The following is a 20143-nucleotide window of genomic DNA, read 5'->3' on the forward strand; positions in this document are numbered from 1 at the left end:
ATCCCCCCGCCCCCTTCCCGGCGACGTCAGTGGCAGGCCCTAAGCTTCCGGCCATGCTGAGAGTGGGCCTGACCGGGGGTATCGGAGCCGGCAAGAGCGAGGTGTCGCGGCTGCTCGTCGAGTGCGGGGCCGTACTGGTGGACGCGGACCGCATCGCGCGGGAGGTCGTCGAGCCCGGCACCCCCGGACTCGCGGCGGTCGTCGACGCCTTCGGCGAGGAGATCCTCGCCGAGGACGGCAGCCTCGACCGGCCGAAGCTGGGCGCGGTGGTGTTCGCCGACCCCGAGAAGCTCGCCACGCTGAACGCGATCGTGCACCCCCTGGTGCGCTCCCGCTCCCAGGAACTGGAGAGCGCGGCCGCCGCGGACGCCGTCGTCGTCCACGACGTCCCCCTTCTGACGGAGAACGGGCTCGCCCCCCTCCACGACCTCGTGGTCGTCGTGGACGTGGCGCCCGAGACCCAGCTCGACCGCCTGGTACGGCTGCGCGGTATGACCCCGGAGGACGCCCGTGCGCGGATGGCCGCCCAGGCCACCCGCGAGCAGCGGCGGGAGATCGCCGACATCGTGATCGACAACGACGTCCCGCTGGAGGACCTCGAGCGGCGGGTACGGGAGGTGTGGACCGAGCTGGAACGCAGGGCACGCCAGTCCCAGGAATAGCGTTCCGACGCGGCGGCGTTGAAGCGGTGCAGCAAGGGAAGGACTCAGCCGTGCCCGAACACAGCGGAACCAGCGGACGTACGCCGGAGACGAACGTCATCGACTACCGCGCGGCCGAACAACTGCTGGCGGCGAAGGACCCGCGTGGCGCGGTGAAGCTGCTCGACCCGGTCATCGCCGCGCACCCCGAGAACACGGCCGCCCGGCTGCTGCGCGCCCGGGCCTTTTTCGCGGCGGCGCAACTGCGGCCCGCCGAACTGGAGTTCACGATCGTCCTGGAGCGTGAGCCCGACAACGCGTACGCGCACTTCGCGCTGGCGCGCACCTACCAGCGGCAGAACCGCCCCGACCAGGCCAAGCGGCACTTCCGCCTCGCGGCCGCGCTCGATCCGAACCCGGAGTACCTGGAAGCGGCGCGTTTCGACGGGTGACCGACGTGTGACGGTGCCGCGGGGCCGTCCGCCCCGGGTCGGTCGTCGACCCGGGGCGTCTTGGTGGCCGCATGGACCCGGACGGGATCTCGCCCGGGCGCTCCTCCGTCCTTGTCGCCTCAGCGTTCGCGGGCGTCCCGGGCCTCGGCCGCGGAGGCGGCGAGGCCCCGCAGGCGTTCCATCTCACGGCGGTCGCGCTTGGTGGGGCGGCCCGCGCCGCGGTCGCGGATGCCGGCGGGGGCGACGGCCTCACGGGGCGGGGGCGGCGGACTGTTGTCGACGTAGCACTGGACCGCGACCGGGGCGCCGACCCGCTTGCGGATCAGCCGCTTGACGACGACGATCCGTTCCCGTCCCGCGTGGCGCAGCCGTACCTCGTCGCCGACGCGGACCGCGTAGGCGGGCTTGACGCGTTCACCGTTCACCCGGACGTGGCCGCCCCGGCAGGCGGTCGCGCCCAGCGAGCGGGTCTTGACGAGACGCACGGACCAGATCCAGCTGTCGATGCGCACGGATTCGCCGTTCCCCGGGCGGGCGGCTTCGGCGGCTGCCACCGCGTCGTCTTCTGCAGGAGCCATGCCTCCGACCTTAGCCCGACGGTGGGCGGGTTCCGGCAACCCGTGTGCCGGTCCGGCGATCACCGGGCCGCACCGGGTCGTACCGTGGACGACATGGACAGCAGTCCGACCGGCAGTCTGGCCGGCAGTCCGACCGGCAGCCTGGCGGAACTCGACGAGCGGATCACCGGATGCCGGGCGTGCCCGCGGCTGGTCGAGTGGCGCGAGGAGGTGGCCCGGACGAAGCGCGCCGCCTTCGCCGACTGGACGTACTGGGGACGGCCGGTGCCGGGCTTCGGTCCCGCCGACGCGCCCCTGGTGATCCTCGGGCTCGCACCGGCCGCGCACGGCGGGAACCGCACCGGCCGCATGTTCACCGGCGACCGGTCGGGGGACGTGCTGTACGCGGCGCTGCACGACATCGGCCTGGCGTCGCGCGGAACCGCGGTGAGCGCCGACGACGGGCTGGAGCTGTACGGCGTGCGGATCACCTCGCCCGTGCACTGCGCGCCGCCCGCCAACAAGCCGACCCCGCAGGAGCGGGACACCTGCCGGTCGTGGCTGGTCACTGAGTTGGGACTGCTGCGGCCGACGGTACGGGCCGTCGTCGTGCTCGGGGCGTTCGGATGGCAGGCCGCGCTGCCCGCCCTGGCCGGTGCGGGATGGCAGGTGCCGCGGCCCCGGCCCGCCTTCGCGCACGGGGCGCACGTCACGCTGGACGGCGAGCCGCGCCTGCTGGAGCTGTTCGGCTGCTTCCACGTCAGCCAGCGCAACACCTTCACCGGGCGGCTCACCCCCGCGATGCTGCGGGACGTGCTGCGCACGGCGGCCGGGGCGGCGGGGCTGGCCACCAGGCCGGAGCCGGAACCGGAGCCAAAGCCGGACCCGGGACCGGGACCGGAGTCGGACCCGGGACCGGGACCGGAGCCGGGACCGGAGTCGGACCCGGGACCGGAGTCGGGTCCGGCCTCACCCCGTGCCGACGGCCCCGCGGCTACTCCGGAACCACCGCGGTCGCCGTGACCTCCACGAGCTGGCCCGGGTAGCCGAGACAGGCCACGCCGAGCAGGGTCGAGGAGTGCGGACCGAGGCTCAGCCCGCTGGCCTCCACGACCTCCCAGACGCGGGCGAGGACCGCGGGGTCGCCGGACACCACGTACACGTCGGTCGACACCACGTGCTCGAAGCCGCTGCCCACCGCGCGCAGTTGCTCCCCGAGGTTCCCGAGCGCCTGCTCGGCCTGACGTACGGGATCGCCCTCGCCGACGAGCTTCCCGTCGGCGTCGAGCGGAACGGAACCGGCCAGGAAGGCCAGCTTCGTGCCCGCCTCGACGACGGAGGCGTGGGAGTAGGTGGGGGGCGGGAAGAGGGCGGGGGAGGTGACGCGCTGGATCATTCGTGCTGCTCCTGGGGCTGGAACTCGGTCTGGGACTGGGTGTGGGTCTGGATCCGGGGTCCGGGAACGACTGCCGGGACACCGAACCGATCCTGCGTACTCGGTCACTCGGGCGCATCCGAATTTCGTGACCCGGCGCTACCGTGGTGTGGTGGTCGGACCGCGCGAGACCAAGGGGGCTGCATGGAACCAGAGTTGACGAACCTGGCCGTGGCGGGGGCGACCGCGCTGGTGACGCAGATGGTGACGGACGGGTGGGAGCAGGCGCGCGACCGTGTCGTCACCTTCTTCGCCCGGCGCCGGAACGGTGAGGAAGTCGAACAAGGCGAACAAGGCGGACAAGGCGGGGAAAGCGGGGAAGGCGGGGAAGGCAGGGAAGAAGCCGTCCGGGCGGAACTCGACACCTCCCGCGCCGAGCTCGTCGCCGCGCGGGACGCCGACGACGAGGAGACCGCTGCGGACGTCCACGACGAGTGGCGGATCCGGCTGCGCCGCGCGTTGCGCGCCGATCCGCAGGCGGCGGCCGAGCTCCGCGCCCTGCTGGACGAGCTGGTGCCCCCGGCCGACGGGACGGCCCGGGAGGCCGTCCACAACGTCATCAGCGGCGGCGTGCAGCACGGCACCGTGATCCAGGCCCACACGGTCGGTGACCTGTCCATCGGAGGGCACGGGCGCGCTCAGGGGGACCCGGGCTCCCCGAACAGGTGACGTACCGTCGACCGGTAGTTGGCCCGTACATGGTCGAGCGCGTGCGCGCGTGCCCGGTCCGGGTCGCCGGAGGCGATCGCCTCGTACAGCTCCCGGTGCTCCACGAGGAGCTGTGGCCACTCCTCGTTCTGCCGGGTCAGCCAGCGCAGGCGGCCGTCCACGGGGTCCATCACCGAGATCAGCAGGCTGTTGCCCGCGAGAGACAGGATGCGGTCGTGGAAACGGGTGTTGGCGTCGGTGATCGCTTCGGCGTCCCCGGCCTCGGTGGCACGCGCCGCGTCCCGCAGCAGGTCCCGCAGTTCCGTCAGGTCCCGCGCCGTCGCCCGTGACGCGGCCAGGCCCGCCGCGTACACCTCCAGCGCCTCGCGCAGTTCGAACAGCTCCTTGACGTCGGCCGGGGTCAGCCGGCGTACGACCGTGCGGCGCGGTGTCTCGAACAGGACGAAGCCCTCGGTCACCAGGGCGCGGATCGCCTCCCGGACCGGAACGCGCGACACGCCGAAGCGCTCGGCGAGTTCGCGCTCGACGAGCCGGTCGCCGGGGCGGAGCCGGCCCGCGATGATGTCCCGCCGCAGGCTCGCGAGGACGTGCTCGCGCACGGCGCCCAGGGGTTCCATCTTCGCCATGGTCCCATCTTCGCCGACTCCGACAGCCTTCTGCCGACGGCCGTGTGCCGACAGCGGTCTGCCGACAGCGGTCTGCCGACGGCCTTCTGCCGACAGTGGTCTCCGACAGGGGTTCCCCGACGCCGACGGCGATTTACGGAGCGGTAACAGCGGCGACATCGCTCCGGACGATCGACCGGAGGAGCATGGCGACAGTTTGGTATACCAAACCCGTACCGCAGCCATGCCATAGCGGATCGACTGGCTCTGGAGGTCCCGTGTCCCTCGCCGACCGTGCCGAGGTCGCCGGCGCAGCAGCGTTCGTCCCCGACCCCCGCCTCACCAACGAGGACCTCGCGCCCGCGCCCGCGGGCAAGCGCACCTGGAAGGTCTTCGACCTCTTCGCGCTGTGGATGTCCGACGTCCACAACCTCGGCAACTACACCTTCGCCGCCGGACTGCTCTTCCTCGGCATGAACGTGTGGCAGGTCTTCACGTCCCTGCTCGCCGGGTTCGTGATCATCTACATTGGCATGAACATGATGGGGCGGATCGGTCAGCGCACCGGCGTGCCCTTCCCGGTCGTCAGCCGGATCGCCTTCGGTGTCTGGGGCGCCAACATCCCGGCGCTGATCAGGGCCGTCATCGCCATCATGTGGTACGGCATCCAGACCTACCTGGCCTCCGTCGCCGTCAACGTGATGCTGCTGGCTGCCTGGCCGGGTCTCACGTCCTGGACACACGGGTCCTTCCTCGGACTCGACCCGCTCGGCTGGCTCTCCTTCGTCGCGCTCTGGCTGGTACAGGCCGCGATCATCAGCCGGGGCATGGAGTCGGTGCGGAAGTTCCAGGACTTCTGCGGCCCGGCGATCTGGATCGTGATGATCGCGCTGGCGGTCTGGATCCTCGCCGAGGCCGACTGGACGATCTCCCTCACCAGTACGCCGCACCCCGTCTCCGTGGGCGAGCAGTGGCGCCAGTGGTTCGGCGCGGTCGGTCTCATCCTCGCCACCTACGGCACGCTGATGCTCAACTTCTGCGACTTCTCCCGCTTCGCGCCCGACTACCGCACCGTCCGCCGCGGCAACTTCTGGGGACTGCCGGTCAACTCCACGGCCTTCGTGGTCCTGTCGGTCGTCGTCACCGCGGGCGCCTACGAGGTGTTCGGCAAGGAGATCACCGAGCCCGCCCACCTGGTCGCCGAGATCGGCACCACCTGGGTGCTGGTGGTGGGCGCGCTGACGTTCGCCGTCGCCACCATGGGCGTCAACATCGTCGCCAACTTCGTCTCGCCGGCGTACGACCTGGCCAACGTCTGGCCGCAGCGGATCACCTTCAAGGTCGGCGGCATGATCAGCACGGTGGCGGCGCTGCTGGTCACCCCCTGGAACCTCTTCTCCAATCCCACCGTCGTCAACTACTTCCTCGGCGGCCTCGGCGCCTTCCTCGGCCCCCTGTTCGGCGTGATCATGGTCGACTACTACTGGGTCAAGCGCGGCCACGCCGACGTCGACCGGCTCTTCAGCGCCGAGCCCGGGTCCCGCTACCACTACCGCCGAGGCGTGAATCCCAGGGCCCTGTGGGCCTTCCTCCCCTCGGCGGCGATCGCGGCCGTGCTCGCCCTGGTGCCGGCCTTCAGCGCCGTGGCGCCGTACTCGTGGTTCATCGGAACCGCCCTGGCGGCCGGACTGTACGCGGTGCTGTGCCGCGCCGAACGCACGGCGACGACGGGGAGGGAGGCCTGAGAGCCGTGCGGACCGTACGCATACTCGTCACCAACTGCAACACCACGCGGACGATGACGGAGGAGATCGTACGAGGCGCCCGGTCCGCCGCGAGCCCGGGCACCACCGTGACCGGGCTGACGCCCGCGTGGGGCGTCGAGTCCGCGGAGGGCTGGCTCGACAGCTACCTGTCGGCCGCGGCGGTGCTCGACACGCTGCGGACGTACGACGGCCCGCCCTACGACGCGGTCGTCCTGGCCGGCTTCGGCGAGCACGGCCGCGAGGGCGTACGGGAACTGGTGGACGTGCCGGTCGTCGACATCACGGAGGCGGCGGCCCACCTGGCCTGCCTGCTGGGCCGCCGCTACGGCGTCGTCACCACCCTGGAGCGGTCGTGCGGCCAGATCGAGGACAGCCTGGAGACGGCGGGGGTGGCCCGCAACTGCGCGGCCGTGGTGGGCACGGGCCTCGGCGTCCTCGACCTCGGCGACACGGACCGCACGGAGGCGGCGTTCCTGGCGGCCGCCGAGCGGGCCCGGCGGGCGGGTGCGGAGGTGCTGGTGCTGGGCTGCGCAGGCATGACGGGACTGCAGCGGACGCTGGGGGAGGAACTGGGACTCCCGGTCGTCGACGGGGTGGGCGCGGCCGTACGGCTCGCCGAGTCGCTGGTCGCGCTGGGACTGCGGACGAGCCGGGCGGGGAGTTATGCGCGGCCGGTGGTGAAGGGGCGGGTGTGGGGGCCGCCGGAGCCGTAGGTGACCGGGCCACGGCGGTCAGCCGTTCCCCGGGTGCGCCGACGTCCAGGGCGCACCGTTCCCGGGCAGCGGGCCCCACACCAGCGCACCCCGGTGGAACCCGGGAACGGCCTCGGACGTCAGCGGGCCGGTGCCCCGGATGAGGGCTTCGGCCACCGAGTGCAGGAACTCGGCGAGGGATCCGTACCCCGGGGTGGTGAGCGGCCGCACGGCGGCTCACCACCGCCCTGGCCGAACACGGCGAGGCGGCCGTCGGCATCCACTGCCAGGCCGTCCCACGGAGCGAGGGAATAGTCCGCGACAGCGAAGGGGACCCACGGGCCCCAATACCCCTCGGCCTGCCTCCCGCTGCCCCGTACCACCGCGATCGCCTCGAGCGGCAGCAGATGACGCTGGGCGAGGAACAGACCGGGGTCGTACTCGTCGGGATCGCGGTCCGGGGCCGAGGGCTCCACCGTCCCGTCGCACCGCGTCAGCAGCGTGGCGAGGGCGGGAGGCAGCCTGACGCCCGACTCGGCCCCGGCGGCATCGAGGGCGGCCGGGTCGACCGGCGGCCTGATGCCGGCGTAGGAGACCGGTGCGTGCGTACGGAGCCAGCCAGTGATGCGGTCCCATGCCTGGACGACGTCCTCGTTCACCGCTCGTTCCTCTCTCGACCCGACAGCCTCGCCTTGAACCGGCGTGGTGTTCCACGTGATGCGCGGTCCGCGGCCCCGATGCGTTCCCGGCGCGGGTGATCGGTCCTGCTCGCGTCACTGCCGGCCGAACTGGACACCGGTCGGCTGGACGGTGTCCGGGCGTACGGCGATGCCCTCGACGGTCAGCTGCTCGCCGTGGATGTCGGTGAGCCGGAGCGGACCGCCGCAGCCGGTGCCGTCGGGGGAGAGGAAGTAGTTGTACTCGGTACGGGTGAGCTGCCGCCAGCCGCTGCCGGTGCCGACCTCCAGGCGGGCCAGCGGGTTGCGGTGGCCGAGGGCCTGGACGCCGCACCAGTACTGGGTGGAGCCGGTCTTGTAGCGAATCGAGATCGTGTCGGAGGTGCCGGGGCTCAGCAGGCTCCAGGTGATGTCGATCTCTCCGGCGGAGAGGGCGGCCAGCTCGGCGAACGCCTGCCGGCTGAGGTCGATCTGCCCGGGGGCGCAGGGGGCAGGGCACTCGTTGGTGATCCGCACGGTGACTGAGGCGCCGCTCGCGGCACGGACGAGGACGTACGCCCCGCACGCCTTGGACATCTCGTAGTCGGTGGTGTTCATCGCCGCGATCATGAGGTCCGGGCTCGGGCCGTACGAGCAGGCGCCGTCGCCGTCCGCGGCGTCGTAGTGGGTGGCGACTCCGTCGTAGGTGACGCCTGGCTCGATCCGGCCGGCGAGCGGTGCGGAGGCGGATGCCGCCGCTCGGTGGCGGGTGGGTCCGGGGGCGCCCTCGGACGGCGGCCGTGCCGAGGGAGTGGCGGTGGCGGGCGTCCCGGCCGGGGACGCCGTGGGGGAGGCCGTCGTGGATCGCGTCGGTCCCGCCTCGGGTTCCGGCTCGGTGGCCGTCGGGGAGGCGCTCACCCGGCTGCCGGCCACGGGTGCGTCCTTCGCCTGCACGGTGTCGGCCTCCTGGCCGGGACGGAAGGCCACGACCAGCGATACGACGAGCACCGCGGCCGCCACGACGATCGTGGGGACGAGGGCGGTGCGTCGCCCTGCGCGGGGCGCACTGCGGTGGGAGCGGGATGCCACGGATCAATTCCTCAGGATGTTCGGGAACACGCCTTTCGGCTCGTAGTGGTCGCCGGGGAGCGCAAGGTTGCCGTGCGTCGCGTTCACGCGTGGAAGTCCCGAGCGGCTGCAGCAGCAGACGTCCGCGACACGAGTCGCCACACCCGCGACACGAGTCGTCACACCCACGAAACACCTCCGTTCGCGTTCCCGTACCTGTCCGAACTACCGTTGACGCCAGAACACACAGCCCGGCCACCGTCGCCCGAGAGCTCACCCGCCCTCGATCGGTCGACAGGAGCCCTGTGTCCCGAAGCGCCTCCCTTCCTTCCTGGCTCACCCACGCCCTGCGTGCCCAGCGCGGCCCGGTCCCCTGGAGCGCGGTCGTGCGCGGAGCGCTGACCGCCGGGCCGCTCGTGCTCGTGGCCCTCCTGCTCGGCCAGGTGTCCCTCGGGGCCATGGCCGCGATCGGGGCCATGCTGGCCGGGCTCAGTGACCGGCCGGGCAGCCGGCGGTCGGCGGTCGTGCGGATCGGGGTGCCGGTTCTCGTGGGCGGGGCGGGCATCGCCGTCGGTACCTACGCGGAGGAGTACGTCGGCGCCCTCGGGCTCACCGTGCTGCTCACCCTGGTCGGGCTGGTCGCCGGGAGCGTCAGTGCCGCCGGGCGCGTGGCCTCCGCGGCCGGGACGCAGGTGCTCGTCGCCGTCGCCCTCGGGGCCGGGATGCCGGCGGACGACCCCGGGTGGGCACGGGCGCTCGCGTTCGCCTGCGGTGGTGCGTGGCTGCTGTTGCTGGCGCTGGTGCTGCCCGCGCCCCAGGTCGGTGCCGGGAAGCTCAGGTCCGCCCTGCGGGCCGACTACCGGTTCGACGGGGAGCGGGTCGCCGTCGCCGCCGTGTACGACGCGGTCGCCGCGCTGCTCGACGCCACCGGTACGCCGCGGGCCCCCGCCCGGCGGGCCGCGCTGACCGCCGCGCTCGACCAGGCGCAGGACGCGCTCGCCGGGCCACGGCTGCGGCGGTACGCGCGGTCCGCGGCCGAGCGGCGGCTGCACGCCCAGTACGCCGCCGTACTTCCGCTGGCCGAGGCGGCGACCGCGCTCGCCTGGGCCGGGGACGCCCTGCCGGGACGGGCGGCGGAGGGGCCGCGGCGTCTCGCCGCCGCCGTACGGGCGGGCGGTCACACCGGCCCCCTGCCCGCGCCGTCCCGCCACGCGCCCGGGCTGCGGGCCCTGGACGACGCCCTGCTGCGGGCCGCCGAGGTGTTCGACCGGCCGGGTGACGGACCGCACCACGGGGCACCGCACGGGCTGCACCGCCGGTACCGGACCGCCGGGGACTTCGTGCGCGTCTCCCTCGGCCCCGGTGGACGGGAGTACGGGATACGGGTCGCCCTGTCGTACGGGGCGAGTGCCGCGGCGGCGCACGCGCTGCATCACGCGCACTGGTACTGGATGCCCGTCACGGCCGTGTTCCTGGTCAAGCCCGACCTCGGGCCGCTCGTCTCGCGGGTGCTGTGCCGGGCCGCCGGCACCGTGTTCGGCGCAGCCCTCTTCGCGACGCTGGCCGCCGCGCTGCCGCAGCCCGCCGGACTTGTCGCGCTCGTCGCCGTCAGCGGCGCGCTGATCCCCGTCGCGCTGCGGCACTTCGCCGCCATCACCGCGGTCGCCACCGTGCTCGTGCTCGCCCTGGTGGAACTGGGCGGCGCCCCGGAGGCCGCCTGGAGCCGTATCGGCGAGACGCTGCTGGCCTGCGCGATCGTGCTGCTCGTCGGCCATCTGCCGGTGCCCGGGCAGCGCGGCGGGGGCGTGCGCTCCCGGCTGGAGCGGGCGACGGACGCCGCGTACGCCTACCTCGACCATGTCCTCGGCGCGTCGGGCGCGTCGGGCGCGTCGGGCCGGCTGGGCCCAATGCCTCCGTTCTCCCCGTCGAGCCCGTCGAGCCCGTCGAGCGTGCTCGACGACCGCGCGCGGCGGTGGCGGCTGCGCCGCGAGGCTTACCGTGCGCTGGCCGGGGCCCGCGCGGCGATCGACCTCGCCGCCGCCGAGCTGCCCGCCCTGGCCCGGCGGGCGGAGGGCGCGGCCGACGTCGCCACGACACTCGAACACCTCGTCGACACCACCACCGCGTGCGCCGTCCACCTCGATGACGAGGGGCGGCTCGTGCCCGCGTACACCCGGCGGATCGACGCCCTGCTGGAGGAGCTCGCGGAGCGGTGCCGGCGGATCGGCCCGGGCGGCGGCCGGGAGGAGCCGGGGAACACCGCGGGCCTGCGTCCGGCCGTGTGAGTGACCGGTTGGGGGCCGGGCGGGCCGAGGATCGTTACTGCTCCTGCTCGCTCCCTGGTTCGCCTTCCCGGGGACCCGGCCCCGTCGTACCGTGACCGCATGACGCTCCCCGGCCCCGGGACGACGCGGCAGCCGCAGCGGCCCGCCGATCTCGTCATCACCGGTTGCACCGTCCTCGTGCACGAAGCCGTGCGGGACGACGAGGAGCGGATCGAATTCGTCGAGAACGCCGCCCTCGTCGTACGGGACGGAGTGATCGACTTCGTCGGCCCGGCCGGGGACGTCCGCGTCCCGTCCGCCGCCGCCGAGCGCATCGACGCCCGCGGGCAGGTCGCCGTGCCCGGGCTGATCAACTGCCATACGCACGCGGCGATGGTGGCCCTGCGCGGTGTCGCGGAGGACCTGCCGGCCGAGGAGTGGTTCGACGACGTGGTGTGGCCGATCGAGGCGGGTCTCACACCGCGGGACGTGGAGCTGGGCGCGCGGCTCGCCTGCGCCGAGATGATCCGCGGTGGGGTGACGTGCTTCGCCGACCACTACTTCGCGATGGACCGGGTCGCCGCCGTCGTCGCCGAGAGCGGTCTGCGGGCGCATCTGGGGGAGGCGTTCTTCTCCTCGCAGGGGGAGGAGGGACGGGCGAGGTCGGTGGAGTTCGCCCTGCGCTACCGGGGCGCGGCGGGCGGCCGTATCACCACCGCGCTCGCCCCGCACGCCCCGTACACCGTCGACGAGGCCGATCTCGCCGCCACCGCCGCTCTCGCCCGCGAGCACGGACTGCCCGTCCACCTGCACGCCGCGGAGAGCCGCGCCCAGACCGACAACAGCCTCGCCCGGCACGGTGCCACACCCGTCGGGGTGCTGGAGCGCACCGGGCTCCTCGACGTTCCGGAGGGAACACTGATCGCGCACGGGACGGGCGTCCTGGAGCGCGATCTGCCCGCGCTGGAGCGGGCCGGTGGACCCGTCGCCGTCGCGACCGCGCCCCGCACGTACCTGAAGTTCGCCTGGCCGACCACTCCCGTACGGGCCCTGCGCGGCATCGGAGTCCCGGTCGGGCTCGCCACGGACGGGGCCGCCTCGAACAACTCCCTCGACGTGTGGGAGGCGATGGCGCTCACCTCGCTGGTGCAGAAGGCGGCCGAGGGCGACCCCCGATGGCTGACCTCCCGGCAGGCGCTGCACCACGCGACGTCGCAGAGCGCACGGGCCGTCGGACTGGGCGACCGCATCGGTGGCCTCGCTCCCGGCCGGCGCGCCGACATCGCCCTCGTGGACCTCACCGGACCGCACACCCAGCCCGTCCACGACCTCGCCGCCACCCTCGTGCACAGCGTCCGCGCGGGGGACGTCCGCACGACGGTCGTCGACGGCCGCGTCCTCATGCGCGACCGTGAGCTGCTCACCGTCGACGTGCCCGCGACCGTGCGGGAACTGGGTGAACGCCTGCCCGCACTGGTCGACCGCGGCCACGGCGGGCGCATCCAGTCGTACGACAGGGCACCGGAGTGAGAAGCCCCGCCGCACGCGTCGAGCAATCGGCGTCGAGCGCGTCGGGCGATCGACGCCGGGGAACCGGACCCGGAAAAAAAGTCGCGCCCACCGATGAGTTCCGCTCCCGAGCCCGGTCCACCCCGAAGAAGACCGTGTCCCAGAAGGACCGGGAGACCGGAGGACCGATGACACTTCCGCGGATCGTCCCACGCGACGAGTGGCGCGCCGCGCGCGAGGAGCTGCTGGTGAAGGAGAAAGCCGCCACGCGCGCGCGTGACGCGCTGAACGCCGAGCGGCGGCGGCTGCCCATGGTCGAGATCGACAAGGAGTACGTCTTCGAGGGCGGCGACGGCAAGGCGACCCTGCTCGACCTCTTCCGTGGGCGGTACCAGCTCGTGGTGTACCACTTCATGTTCGCGCCGGAGTGGGAGGCGGGCTGCCGCAGCTGCTCGGCGTTCCTCGACCAGGTCGGCCATCTCGCCCATCTGCGCGCGCGGGGCACCGAGTTCGCGGCGATCTCCCGCGCCCCGTACACCCGCATCCTGCCGTTCAAGGCCCGGATGGGGTGGACGATGCCCTGGTACTCGTCGTACGACAGCGACTTCAACCAGGACTTCCAGGTGTCGTCCGAGGGGGCCGGGGGCGAGCCCGTCGAACGGCCGGGGCTGAGCTGTTTCCTGCGGGACCGCGACCGGGTCTTCCACACGTACTCGACGTTCGGGCGCGGCCTGGACGGGCTGGGTTCCACGACGAGCCTGCTCGACCTCACCGCACTGGGGCGGCAGGAGGAGTGGGAGGAACCCAGGGGGCGCGCGTCGGAGCTGGGCGCTCCGGCCGGCAGCCCCCGGATCCGTTACCACGACGAGTACGAGGACTGACGCTGTGTGACACATGGTGGTGGCCGCGTGTCGGCTAGGTCTCAGTACCGTCACTTCGCGAGCCGTTCACCCCGTCGTGGGCGTTTAACTCTATGAACGCACGTCGTCGACGCACCACGACAGGGAGGTGGAGGGTGAACGGGAGAACGGTGTTGGAGCGGTTCCCCGCCGGTGGACCGCGGGGGTCCTGGCCGGCGGAGGAGTTCGCGCAGGCGCGCCGCCTGGAGGGTCAGGCCGCGGAGGTCGTCATGGACATCGCCTCGGACACGTTCCTGGTGATCGTCCGCGGGGCGGAGGCCGCCGAGTGAGTCCGTCGGGGCGCGCTCGGCGGCTCAGCCGGCCTCCCCGGCCGACACCTTCGCTCCGGTCGGTTCCTTCGATTCGGCCGGTTCCTCTGCTCCGGCCGGTTCTTTCGCTCCGGTCGGTTCCTTCAATTCGGCCGGTTCCTTCGCTCCGGTCGGTTTCTTCGCTTCGGCCGGTCCCCTCGCTCCGGCCGGTTCCCTCGGCCTGGCCGGTACCTTCGCCGTGAACTGCTCCGCCTGCAGCGCGTACAGCTCCGCGTAGACGCCGCCCTTGGCGAGGAGCTCCTCCGGCGTGCCCGACTCCACCAGGCGGCCCCGGTCCAGGACGTGCACCAGGTCGGCGTGGCGGACCGACGCCAGCCGGTGCGTGATGAGGATGACCGTCTGACCGGTGCCCGCCAGCGCGCGGATCCTCTCGAACACCTCCAGCTCCGCCCGGGCGTCGAGCGCGGCCGTAGGCTCGTCCACGATCAGGATCTGCCCCCGCCGGTACGCGGCCCGGGCGATCCCCAGCCGCTGCCACTGGCCGCCCGACAGCTGGTGCCCGCCGCTGAACTCGCGGGCCAGCAGCGTGTCCAGGCCGTTCGGCAGGTCGGCCAGCATGTCCTGGGCCCCGGCCTCGGCGACCGCGGCGGCGATCCGTTCGTCGGTCAGGGGCGCCGAGGGGCGGCCGACCGCCACGTTGACGCGGGCGGTGAACGGCCACCGCTTGAAGTCCTGGGCCACCATCGCGATCCGCTCGGCGAGTTCCCGCCGGTCCACGTCCGCCGCGTCCACGCCGTCCCACAGGATGCGGCCGCTGTCCGGCCGGTACAGTCCGGCGAGCAGTTTGACCAGCGTCGTCTTGCCCGATCCGTTCTCCCCGACGAGCGCGACGATCCTGCCGAGGGGCACGCTCAGGGTGACGTCGGAGAGCGCGGGGCGGGCCGCCTTGCCCGGGGAGTTCCCCGGGTAGGTGAACGTGACGTTCTCCAGCCGGATCTCGTCCGGTTCCGCGGGCAGCGGGTCACCGCCCACTGGGATCGCACGCTCGTCCGCCTCCGCGTACAGGCGCTGCATGTCGCCGACGAAGAGGGCCTCCTCGTGCAGGGAGTTGACCTCCAGGACGAGGGTGTTGAGGCTCGCCGACCCCGTGCGGATCGCGAGCACCGCCGTGGCCGCCACGGAGAGCGCCATGGTGCCGGCCAGCAGCAGACCACCGAGGGTCGCGTACGTCGCCACCGTGGCCAGCCCCGTCCAGGCGGCCGCGATCAGTCCGGTACGGGCCGCGAGGTCGGCCAGCCGGGCCTGCTCGGCCTCCGCCGTCTCCGACATCGCGCGGAAGTGGCGCAGCAGGAACGGACCGACCCCGTGCACCCGGATCTCGGGCGCGGACTCCGGCTGGGTGAGCAACCTGGCGATCAGCTGTCCCGCGCGCGAGTGCTGCACCCAGGCGTGGAAGGACGTGTAACGGCGCCGGGCGATCGTCAGCGCACTCCAGGCGCTGGGCAGGGTCATGGTGATCAGCAGCGGGAGCAGCGCCGGGTGCAGCACCGTCAGCACGCCGGCCGCGGCGACGAGCGAGATCAACGCGTTCACCACGCGCGCGGAGTACGTGATCATGCGGCGGGCGGACTGGGCGCCCCACTTCGCGGTGTCGAGCAGCTTGTGGAAGGTGTGGTCCTCGATCGCCGCCAGCTCCACGGCCGCCGCGCACTCCAGGTACCGCTCGGTCGCCACCCGCTCCACGCGCGGCTCCAGCCGTCCGGTGGCGTACGTGGAGGCGGCGCGCAGCAGTGCGGCGAGCGTCATCACGACGGCGACCGCGACGAGCGCGGGCACCGCGTCCCGCAGCCGGTCCTCGATCGGGCCGTCGGCGATCAGCCGGGCCAGTACGGCGTTGACGGCCAGCAGGCTCACCGCCTGGGCCAGGCCCTGTCCGATCTCGGCGGCCAGCACGGTGCGGGCGGCCCGCCGGTCGGCCTGCCAGGCGAGCCGGAAGCAGACCGCCAGCATCGACGGCAGCCGCCGCAGCATCGCGCGGAAGTTCAGTTCCAGGAACGCGCCCTGGTGCTGGGACCAGCCCATGTCGTACCGCAGCGGGCCGCCGAAGAGCAGCACTTCCGAGTCGGAGGGCTCCGGTGTGCGGTCCCGTCGCGCGCGCTTCCGGCGTGGTGCGCCCGTGCCGGATCGGTCCGCGTCCTGCCCCTTGCCCGCCATCGGCCTCTCCCTGGTCAGGTTCCCTGGTCATGGAGGAGGCCACTATTGCGGGGCGGACACCGGGCGGCCAGGGCGCGTGTCCGTCTCGCGCGGGACGGCCGGGAGTGCGCCGGGCGCGTAATCTCGTACGGCTGTGCGAAGCGGTGGGGGGTGAGGGGGCGGGGGGCGACCGGTGGTGCGACGACCGTCCGGTCGCAGCCGCCCCGAGTCACGCGCTGAGCGGCTCGGACCAGACGGGCGTCGTCCCCGTCACCCGGCACAGCGCCAGGTAGAGCGGAATCGGCGGGGTGTAGGGGATCGTCCCGGCCGGCCGGTGGACGAGGGCCGGAACAGCCGGCGCGCCCGGCAGGAACGCACCCGCGCTGTAACGGGCGGACGCGGGCCACCGCAGGGCGTAGTCGGAGTCGGCGGGCAGCAGCCACCACCAGTGCGTGTCGTCGGCGTACACACACCCCACGCGCGGCAGCCGCGCCATGAGCTCCGGGCCCAGGTCCGCGGGGATCGCGACGGCGTCGCAGCCCATGGGCGCCGTCATGCCGGCGGGCAGCGGCAGCCGCCGGGGCGGCTCGGGCGCGCGCTGGCCGCGGCGCAGGCGGATCAGGGTGTCCAGGCACACCACCGGGGCCGTACGGCTCGCCGGGTACGCCCCGGCCGATGGCCTCACTTCCACTCCGCCCCCGTCTCGCGCGGCGTGCGCGTCCCGTTGCCCCGGTCCTCCGTCGGCGGCTTCTTCGCGCTCCAGCCCAGGTCGGACCGGACCGCGGTGTGCGTGGCGGTGCCGTCCGCCGGATGCGGCCGGGCGCCGTCGGGCCATGCGTGCTCCGCGGTCCGGGAGGGCTTCTCATGCAAAGGAGCCTGCGCGGGCCGGGCCGCGTGTGCGGACCGGGACGTCTGCGCCGGGACGAGTGCCCGGGTGTCCTGGACCGTGTGGGCGCGGGTGTCCCGGGTGCCCCGGGGCAGGTCCACCCAGACCAGCAGGCCCGGTCCCGCCTCCTGGGTGCCCCACGCGCGGCACACGGCCTCGACGAGGAGCAGACCTCTGCCGTGCTCCTCCTCGGGCCGCCGGGGTGAGGGGAGCGCGGTGCCGGGGGCGCAGCCTTCGTCGCGCACGGCGATCCGGACGCGGTCGTCACCGTCGTGCAGCTCGCACACGACCCGCTCACCGGCGGCGTGCACGATCGCGTTGGTGACCAGTTCCGAGACGACCAGGGTGGCCGTGTCGCAGGTGTCCTCGCACAGCGCCCAGCCGGACAGCCGTGCCCGCGTCAGCCGCCGGGCCCGGGCGACGGAGCTCGGGTGCGCGGCCAGTTCGAAGCGGAACCGACGCTCGTCGGCCGCCTCGGCGCGCACGCCGCTTCTCCTGCCGCGGTCGGGGCGCACTCCGGCTTCCGTGCCGGGCGCGAACCGGTCCGGGACGGCTTCTGTTCCTAAGGACGCGGGCGGAATCACGCTTGCCACTATCTCCCCGCCGAGAACACTTGGCAAGTGTCACTCTGAAAATTGCAGAGTGCTGTATGACTCTCTGAACGGCCATGGCACACTGCTGTCAACAGCACGTCCTGCGGCGCCAGTTGAGCCCTCGCCACCGGTTCCGTGCGTGATCGAGCGAACACGTACGGGAAGCGGCCAGGGCTTCGGACGGGCGCCGCAGGGCTGTGTCGGGAGCGCTGACGGCGTGGTGCCGGGGACGGGAGCGCCCGTACCGGCGGGGCCAGGAGGAGGGACGGGATGAGCGAACCACGGTCCGCGCCGACGGTCGGCCAGGTCGTGCTCGGCCGGCGCCTGCTGGACCTGCGGGAACGGGCGGGGCTCAAACGCGAGGACGCCGCCCGCGTCCTGCGCGTCACGGCCGCCACCGTGCGCCGTATGGAGACGGCCGAGGTGGCCCTCAAGATTCCGTACCTCCAGCTCCTGCTGAAGGCCTACGGCGTCGCCGACGAGGAGGCCGAGTCCTTCGTCCGGCTGGCCGAGGAGGCCAACAGACCCGGCTGGTGGCAGCGTTACCACGACATCCTGCCGGGCTGGTTCTCGATGTACGTCAGCCTGGAGGGAGCGGCGAGCCTCGTCCGCTCGTACGACCCCCACTTCGTTCCCGGGCTGCTCCAGACGGAGGACTACGCCCGGGGTGTCCTGAAGGCCGGCGCCATCGGCCAGACCCGGCCCGACGACATCGACCGTTACGTCGACCTGCGCATGCAGCGCCAGGAGCTGCTCACCCGCGAGGACGCGCCCCGGCTGTGGTTCGTGATGGACGAGACCGCGCTGCGCCGTCCGGTGGGCGGCCCCGAGATCATGCGAGCCCAGCTCGAAAGGTTGCTGGAGGCGACCGAGCTGCCCAACGTGACGCTCCAGTTGGCGGCGTTCGACCGAGGTCCGCACCCCGGTACGTACGGCCCCTTCGTGCTGTTCCGATTCGCCGTGCCGGAACTCCCCGACATGGTCTACAGCGAGTACCTGACCGGCGCCGTCTATCTCGACGCGCGCACCGAGGTGGCCACCCACCTGGAGGTCATGGACCGCATGGCGGCACAGGCCGCCACAGCACAACGCACGAAGGAGATCCTCCAGGATCTCCGCAAGGAGCACTGATGAACCACCCCGAGCCGCAGTCGCACACTCCCCGCTCCCTCGTCTACAACGGCATGCCCGCCCGTGACCTGGGCAGCGAGGGCTGGCACAAGCCGTGGAGCGGCGGCAACGGCGGCAACTGCCTGGAAGCGATGAAGCTCGCCGACGGCAGGATCGCCGTGCGCCAGTCCACCGACCCGGACGGGCCCGCGCTGATCTACACCACCGACGAGATGACCGCGTTCATCCAGGGGGCGAAGGCGGGGGCGGCCGACTTCCTGCTGTCGTGAGGACCGCTGTTGCCGTGAGGTCCTCGTCCCGTCGGCCGACACGCCGACGTTTCGGTCAACTTTGTTGAATCAGCACCGACTTGAGTGTGGGAATGGTCGAATCGACCGTCATGTATCGCACAGACTTACGGAGTTCCTCATGACCGGGCAGGGCCCCCTGAACCTCGACACGAGCAGACCGCATCCGGCGCGGACGTACGACTGGTACCTCGGCGGCAAGGACAACTACCCGGTCGACGAGGAACTGGGCCGCAAGATCATGGCCCTGGAGCCGCGCGCCAAGGTGCTGGCCCAGGTCAACCGCGCCTTCATGCACCGCGCCACGCGCTGGCTGGCCGAGAACGGGGTGCGGCAGTTCCTGGACATCGGCACGGGCATCCCGACCGAGCCCAACCTGCACCAGATCGCCCAGCGGGTCGTGCCCGACGCCCGCGTGGTCTACTGCGACAACGATCCGATCGTGCTGGCCCACGCGGCCGCCCTGCTGCGGGGCACCCCCGAGGGTGTGACCGAGTACGTGCAGGCCGACGTGCGGCAACCGGACAGCATCATCGAGCAGGCCCGGAAGGTGCTGGACTTCCGGGAGCCCGTGGCCCTCTCGCTCGTCGCGCTGCTGCACTTCGTCACCGACGAGGACGGCGCCTACGAGCTGGTGGACCGGCTGATGTCCGAGCTGCCCTCCGGCAGCCACCTGGTGGTGTCCCACGCCTCGGCGGACTTCACGCCGCAGAAGTCGAAGGAGGCGACCGAGACGTACAAGGCCGGCGGCATCACCCTCGCCCTGCGTTCGCGGGACGAGGTCGGCCGCTTCTTCGAGAACCTCGAACTCGTCGATCCCGGTGTGTCGCTGGTCGTCGACTGGCACCCCGAACTGGGCGATCCGGTGCCCGGGCAGGACGACGACGTGGTCCCCGGGTACGCGGCGGTGGGACGCAAGCCCTGACACGTCGCGCGGTGGTCCGCCGGGGCGGCCACCGCGCGCCCGTGCCGTGACGGGCCTGCCGCGGCGCGGCAGGCCCGTCAGGTCAGGGCCAGCACGTAGAAGAGCGCCGCGGCGGCCGAGGCGACGGTGCGGACGTGGTTCCACGCCGTCCACTCGCCGACGTACGTCCGCCAGTACGCGTCGGCCTCCGGGGTGCCCGGCTCCAGCCTCGCCAGCGCCTCGTTGCGCGGCACGTTCGCGGCGGCCGTGACCCCGAAGCTCCCGAACAGGTGGAGCGCGCTGCCCAGCAGTACCTCCACCGCCCCCTCGTCCGGCCACCGCACGAACGTCGTCACGGTCAGTACGGCGCACAGCACCGTCGTCCCCATGAACAGAGTCATGAAGGCGGGCGTCAGCGCGGCGACGTTGACCGCCCGCATCGCGGTCATGCCCTGCGCGGGCGGCAGCGCGGCCAGCCCCTTCATCACGAACGTCGAGAACCCGCAGAACACCCCCGCCACCAGCCCCGTCCCCAGGACACCCAGCACCGTCAGCACGAAGTACGGTCCGTCGATCATGTCCACCCCCGTATCCCTCCCGTCGTTCCCCGCGCACCAGTGAAGTACCTCAGGCGCGCGTGCACCATGGCCGCGAGGCGCGGGCGGGT

The 20143-nt window shown here is 72.9% G+C and carries 21 protein-coding genes and 1 pseudogene; 13 read left to right on the top strand and 9 right to left on the bottom strand.

What is annotated here, in order from left to right; genetic code table 11:
• The first annotated feature begins 53 nt into the window (after positions 1-53).
• The gene (gene coaE, locus IEZ04_RS20740) at positions 54-662 is read left to right on the top strand and encodes a dephospho-CoA kinase (RefSeq protein ID WP_189218417.1); all 609 of its coding nucleotides are present in this window, start codon (positions 54-56) and stop codon (positions 660-662) included.
• A gap of 50 nt (positions 663-712) precedes the next feature.
• On the top strand, positions 713-1093 hold the full coding sequence (locus IEZ04_RS20745; RefSeq protein ID WP_189218418.1) for a tetratricopeptide repeat protein: 381 nt from the start codon (positions 713-715) through the stop codon (positions 1091-1093).
• Between the two features lie 119 nt (positions 1094-1212).
• Here the strand turns inward: IEZ04_RS20745 and IEZ04_RS20750 are convergent, their stop codons facing one another.
• The gene (locus IEZ04_RS20750; RefSeq protein ID WP_189218419.1) at positions 1213-1671 is read right to left on the bottom strand and encodes an RNA-binding S4 domain-containing protein; all 459 of its coding nucleotides are present in this window, start codon (positions 1669-1671) and stop codon (positions 1213-1215) included.
• 93 nt (positions 1672-1764) lie between these two features.
• Between IEZ04_RS20750 and IEZ04_RS20755 the strand changes: the two are divergent.
• Positions 1765-2505, top strand: a pseudogene (locus IEZ04_RS20755) (uracil-DNA glycosylase); the annotation flags it as partial.
• A 139-nt stretch (positions 2506-2644) separates the two neighbouring features.
• Here IEZ04_RS20755 and IEZ04_RS20760 read toward each other — a convergent pair.
• Positions 2645-3046 carry a RidA family protein gene (locus IEZ04_RS20760; RefSeq protein WP_189218421.1) on the bottom strand — a complete coding sequence of 134 codons (402 nt, stop codon included), beginning with the start codon at positions 3044-3046 and terminating at the stop codon, positions 2645-2647.
• A 183-nt stretch (positions 3047-3229) separates the two neighbouring features.
• On the opposite strand from IEZ04_RS20760, the gene IEZ04_RS20765 reads away from it, so the two are divergent.
• A complete protein-coding gene (locus IEZ04_RS20765; protein WP_189218422.1) occupies positions 3230-3754 on the top strand; it encodes a hypothetical protein in 525 nt (174 codons plus the stop codon).
• On the opposite strand, the gene IEZ04_RS20770 is transcribed toward IEZ04_RS20765, so the two are convergent.
• Positions 3724-4380: a GntR family transcriptional regulator gene (locus tag IEZ04_RS20770; RefSeq protein WP_189218423.1), complete on the bottom strand. Its 657-nt coding sequence runs from the start codon at positions 4378-4380 to the stop codon at positions 3724-3726. The genes IEZ04_RS20765 and IEZ04_RS20770 overlap by 31 nt on opposite strands.
• Positions 4381-4637: 257 nt before the next feature.
• On the opposite strand from IEZ04_RS20770, the gene IEZ04_RS20775 reads away from it, so the two are divergent.
• The gene (locus tag IEZ04_RS20775) at positions 4638-6104 is read left to right on the top strand and encodes an NCS1 family nucleobase:cation symporter-1 (RefSeq protein ID WP_189218424.1); all 1467 of its coding nucleotides are present in this window, start codon (positions 4638-4640) and stop codon (positions 6102-6104) included.
• A 53-nt stretch (positions 6105-6157) separates the two neighbouring features.
• Positions 6158-6838: an aspartate/glutamate racemase family protein gene (locus tag IEZ04_RS20780; protein WP_189218481.1), complete on the top strand. Its 681-nt coding sequence runs from the start codon at positions 6158-6160 to the stop codon at positions 6836-6838.
• A 119-nt stretch (positions 6839-6957) separates the two neighbouring features.
• On the opposite strand, the gene IEZ04_RS20785 is transcribed toward IEZ04_RS20780, so the two are convergent.
• Together IEZ04_RS20785 and IEZ04_RS20790 are read right to left on the bottom strand one after the other, a co-directional pair.
• On the bottom strand, positions 6958-7476 hold the full coding sequence (locus IEZ04_RS20785) for an SMI1/KNR4 family protein (RefSeq protein WP_189218425.1): 519 nt from the start codon (positions 7474-7476) through the stop codon (positions 6958-6960).
• Positions 7477-7590: 114 nt separating this feature from the next.
• A complete protein-coding gene (locus IEZ04_RS20790; RefSeq protein WP_189218426.1) occupies positions 7591-8562 on the bottom strand; it encodes an expansin EXLX1 family cellulose-binding protein in 972 nt (323 codons plus the stop codon).
• A gap of 284 nt (positions 8563-8846) precedes the next feature.
• Between IEZ04_RS20790 and IEZ04_RS20795 the strand changes: the two genes are divergently transcribed.
• The 4 genes from IEZ04_RS20795 (at position 8847) to IEZ04_RS20810 (ending at position 13503) form a co-directional block, all read left to right on the top strand.
• Positions 8847-10826: an FUSC family protein gene (locus IEZ04_RS20795; RefSeq protein WP_189218427.1), complete on the top strand. Its 1980-nt coding sequence runs from the start codon at positions 8847-8849 to the stop codon at positions 10824-10826.
• A 99-nt stretch (positions 10827-10925) separates the two neighbouring features.
• Positions 10926-12335 carry an amidohydrolase gene (locus tag IEZ04_RS20800; RefSeq protein ID WP_189218428.1) on the top strand — a complete coding sequence of 470 codons (1410 nt, stop codon included), beginning with the start codon at positions 10926-10928 and terminating at the stop codon, positions 12333-12335.
• 167 nt (positions 12336-12502) lie between these two features.
• Entirely contained in the window at positions 12503-13195 is a 693-nt protein-coding gene (locus IEZ04_RS20805) for a DUF899 domain-containing protein (RefSeq protein ID WP_189218429.1), read from the top strand.
• Positions 13196-13329: 134 nt separating this feature from the next.
• Positions 13330-13503, top strand: coding sequence for a DUF8839 family protein (locus IEZ04_RS20810; protein WP_189218430.1), 174 nt, complete (start codon positions 13330-13332; stop codon positions 13501-13503).
• A 24-nt stretch (positions 13504-13527) separates the two neighbouring features.
• On the opposite strand, the gene IEZ04_RS20815 is transcribed toward IEZ04_RS20810, so the two are convergent.
• The 3 genes from IEZ04_RS20815 to IEZ04_RS20825 all read right to left on the bottom strand — a co-directional run bounded on the left by IEZ04_RS20815 (position 13528) and on the right by IEZ04_RS20825 (position 17046).
• Complete coding sequence (locus IEZ04_RS20815) at positions 13528-15696, bottom strand: ABC transporter ATP-binding protein (protein ID WP_189218431.1); 2169 nt, start codon at positions 15694-15696, stop codon at positions 13528-13530.
• Positions 15697-15904: 208 nt separating this feature from the next.
• Positions 15905-16360: a hypothetical protein gene (locus tag IEZ04_RS20820; protein ID WP_229821143.1), complete on the bottom strand. Its 456-nt coding sequence runs from the start codon at positions 16358-16360 to the stop codon at positions 15905-15907.
• Positions 16357-17046, bottom strand: coding sequence for an ATP-binding protein (locus IEZ04_RS20825; protein ID WP_373296338.1), 690 nt, complete (start codon positions 17044-17046; stop codon positions 16357-16359). The genes IEZ04_RS20820 and IEZ04_RS20825 overlap by 4 nt, the downstream gene beginning before the upstream one ends.
• Before the next feature lie 378 nt (positions 17047-17424).
• Between IEZ04_RS20825 and IEZ04_RS20830 the strand changes: the two genes are divergently transcribed.
• The 3 genes from IEZ04_RS20830 to IEZ04_RS20840 all read left to right on the top strand — a co-directional run bounded on the left by IEZ04_RS20830 (position 17425) and on the right by IEZ04_RS20840 (position 19497).
• Positions 17425-18285 carry a Sco1979 family transcriptional regulator gene (locus IEZ04_RS20830; RefSeq protein WP_189218433.1) on the top strand — a complete coding sequence of 287 codons (861 nt, stop codon included), beginning with the start codon at positions 17425-17427 and terminating at the stop codon, positions 18283-18285.
• Positions 18285-18554 carry a DUF397 domain-containing protein gene (locus IEZ04_RS20835; RefSeq protein ID WP_189218434.1) on the top strand — a complete coding sequence of 90 codons (270 nt, stop codon included), beginning with the start codon at positions 18285-18287 and terminating at the stop codon, positions 18552-18554. Before IEZ04_RS20830 ends, IEZ04_RS20835 begins: the two co-directional genes overlap by 1 nt.
• Before the next feature lie 139 nt (positions 18555-18693).
• Positions 18694-19497, top strand: a complete 804-nt coding sequence (locus tag IEZ04_RS20840) for an SAM-dependent methyltransferase (protein ID WP_189218435.1) — start codon at positions 18694-18696, stop codon at positions 19495-19497.
• Positions 19498-19574: 77 nt separating this feature from the next.
• Here the strand turns inward: IEZ04_RS20840 and IEZ04_RS20845 are convergent, their stop codons facing one another.
• Positions 19575-20054 (bottom strand): anthrone oxygenase family protein, encoded by a 480-nt coding sequence (locus tag IEZ04_RS20845; protein WP_189218436.1) that lies wholly within the window; start codon positions 20052-20054, stop codon positions 19575-19577.
• Positions 20055-20143 lie beyond the last annotated feature (89 nt).

It is taken from the genome of Streptomyces ruber, assembly GCF_014648075.1.
GTDB lineage: Bacteria > Actinomycetota > Actinomycetes > Streptomycetales > Streptomycetaceae > Streptomyces > Streptomyces ruber.

What these genes read in the sequence shown, in the direction of transcription:
- IEZ04_RS20805 (WP_189218429.1), top strand. Translation starts at nt 12,503, where the DNA reads ATGACACTTCCGCGGATCGTCCCACGCGACGAGTGGCGCGCCGCGCGC.
- IEZ04_RS20845 (WP_189218436.1), bottom strand. Translation starts at nt 20,054, where the DNA reads ATGATCGACGGACCGTACTTCGTGCTGACGGTGCTGGGTGTCCTGGGG.
- IEZ04_RS20815 (WP_189218431.1), bottom strand. Translation starts at nt 15,696, where the DNA reads ATGGCGGGCAAGGGGCAGGACGCGGACCGATCCGGCACGGGCGCACCA.
- IEZ04_RS20765 (WP_189218422.1), top strand. Translation starts at nt 3,230, where the DNA reads ATGGAACCAGAGTTGACGAACCTGGCCGTGGCGGGGGCGACCGCGCTG.
- IEZ04_RS20800 (WP_189218428.1), top strand. Translation starts at nt 10,926, where the DNA reads ATGACGCTCCCCGGCCCCGGGACGACGCGGCAGCCGCAGCGGCCCGCC.
- IEZ04_RS20830 (WP_189218433.1), top strand. Translation starts at nt 17,425, where the DNA reads ATGAGCGAACCACGGTCCGCGCCGACGGTCGGCCAGGTCGTGCTCGGC.
- coaE (WP_189218417.1), top strand. Translation starts at nt 54, where the DNA reads ATGCTGAGAGTGGGCCTGACCGGGGGTATCGGAGCCGGCAAGAGCGAG.
- IEZ04_RS20760 (WP_189218421.1), bottom strand. Translation starts at nt 3,046, where the DNA reads ATGATCCAGCGCGTCACCTCCCCCGCCCTCTTCCCGCCCCCCACCTAC.
- IEZ04_RS20770 (WP_189218423.1), bottom strand. Translation starts at nt 4,380, where the DNA reads ATGGCGAAGATGGAACCCCTGGGCGCCGTGCGCGAGCACGTCCTCGCG.
- IEZ04_RS20840 (WP_189218435.1), top strand. Translation starts at nt 18,694, where the DNA reads ATGACCGGGCAGGGCCCCCTGAACCTCGACACGAGCAGACCGCATCCG.
- IEZ04_RS20750 (WP_189218419.1), bottom strand. Translation starts at nt 1,671, where the DNA reads ATGGCTCCTGCAGAAGACGACGCGGTGGCAGCCGCCGAAGCCGCCCGC.
- IEZ04_RS20835 (WP_189218434.1), top strand. Translation starts at nt 18,285, where the DNA reads ATGAACCACCCCGAGCCGCAGTCGCACACTCCCCGCTCCCTCGTCTAC.
- IEZ04_RS20780 (WP_189218481.1), top strand. Translation starts at nt 6,158, where the DNA reads ATGACGGAGGAGATCGTACGAGGCGCCCGGTCCGCCGCGAGCCCGGGC.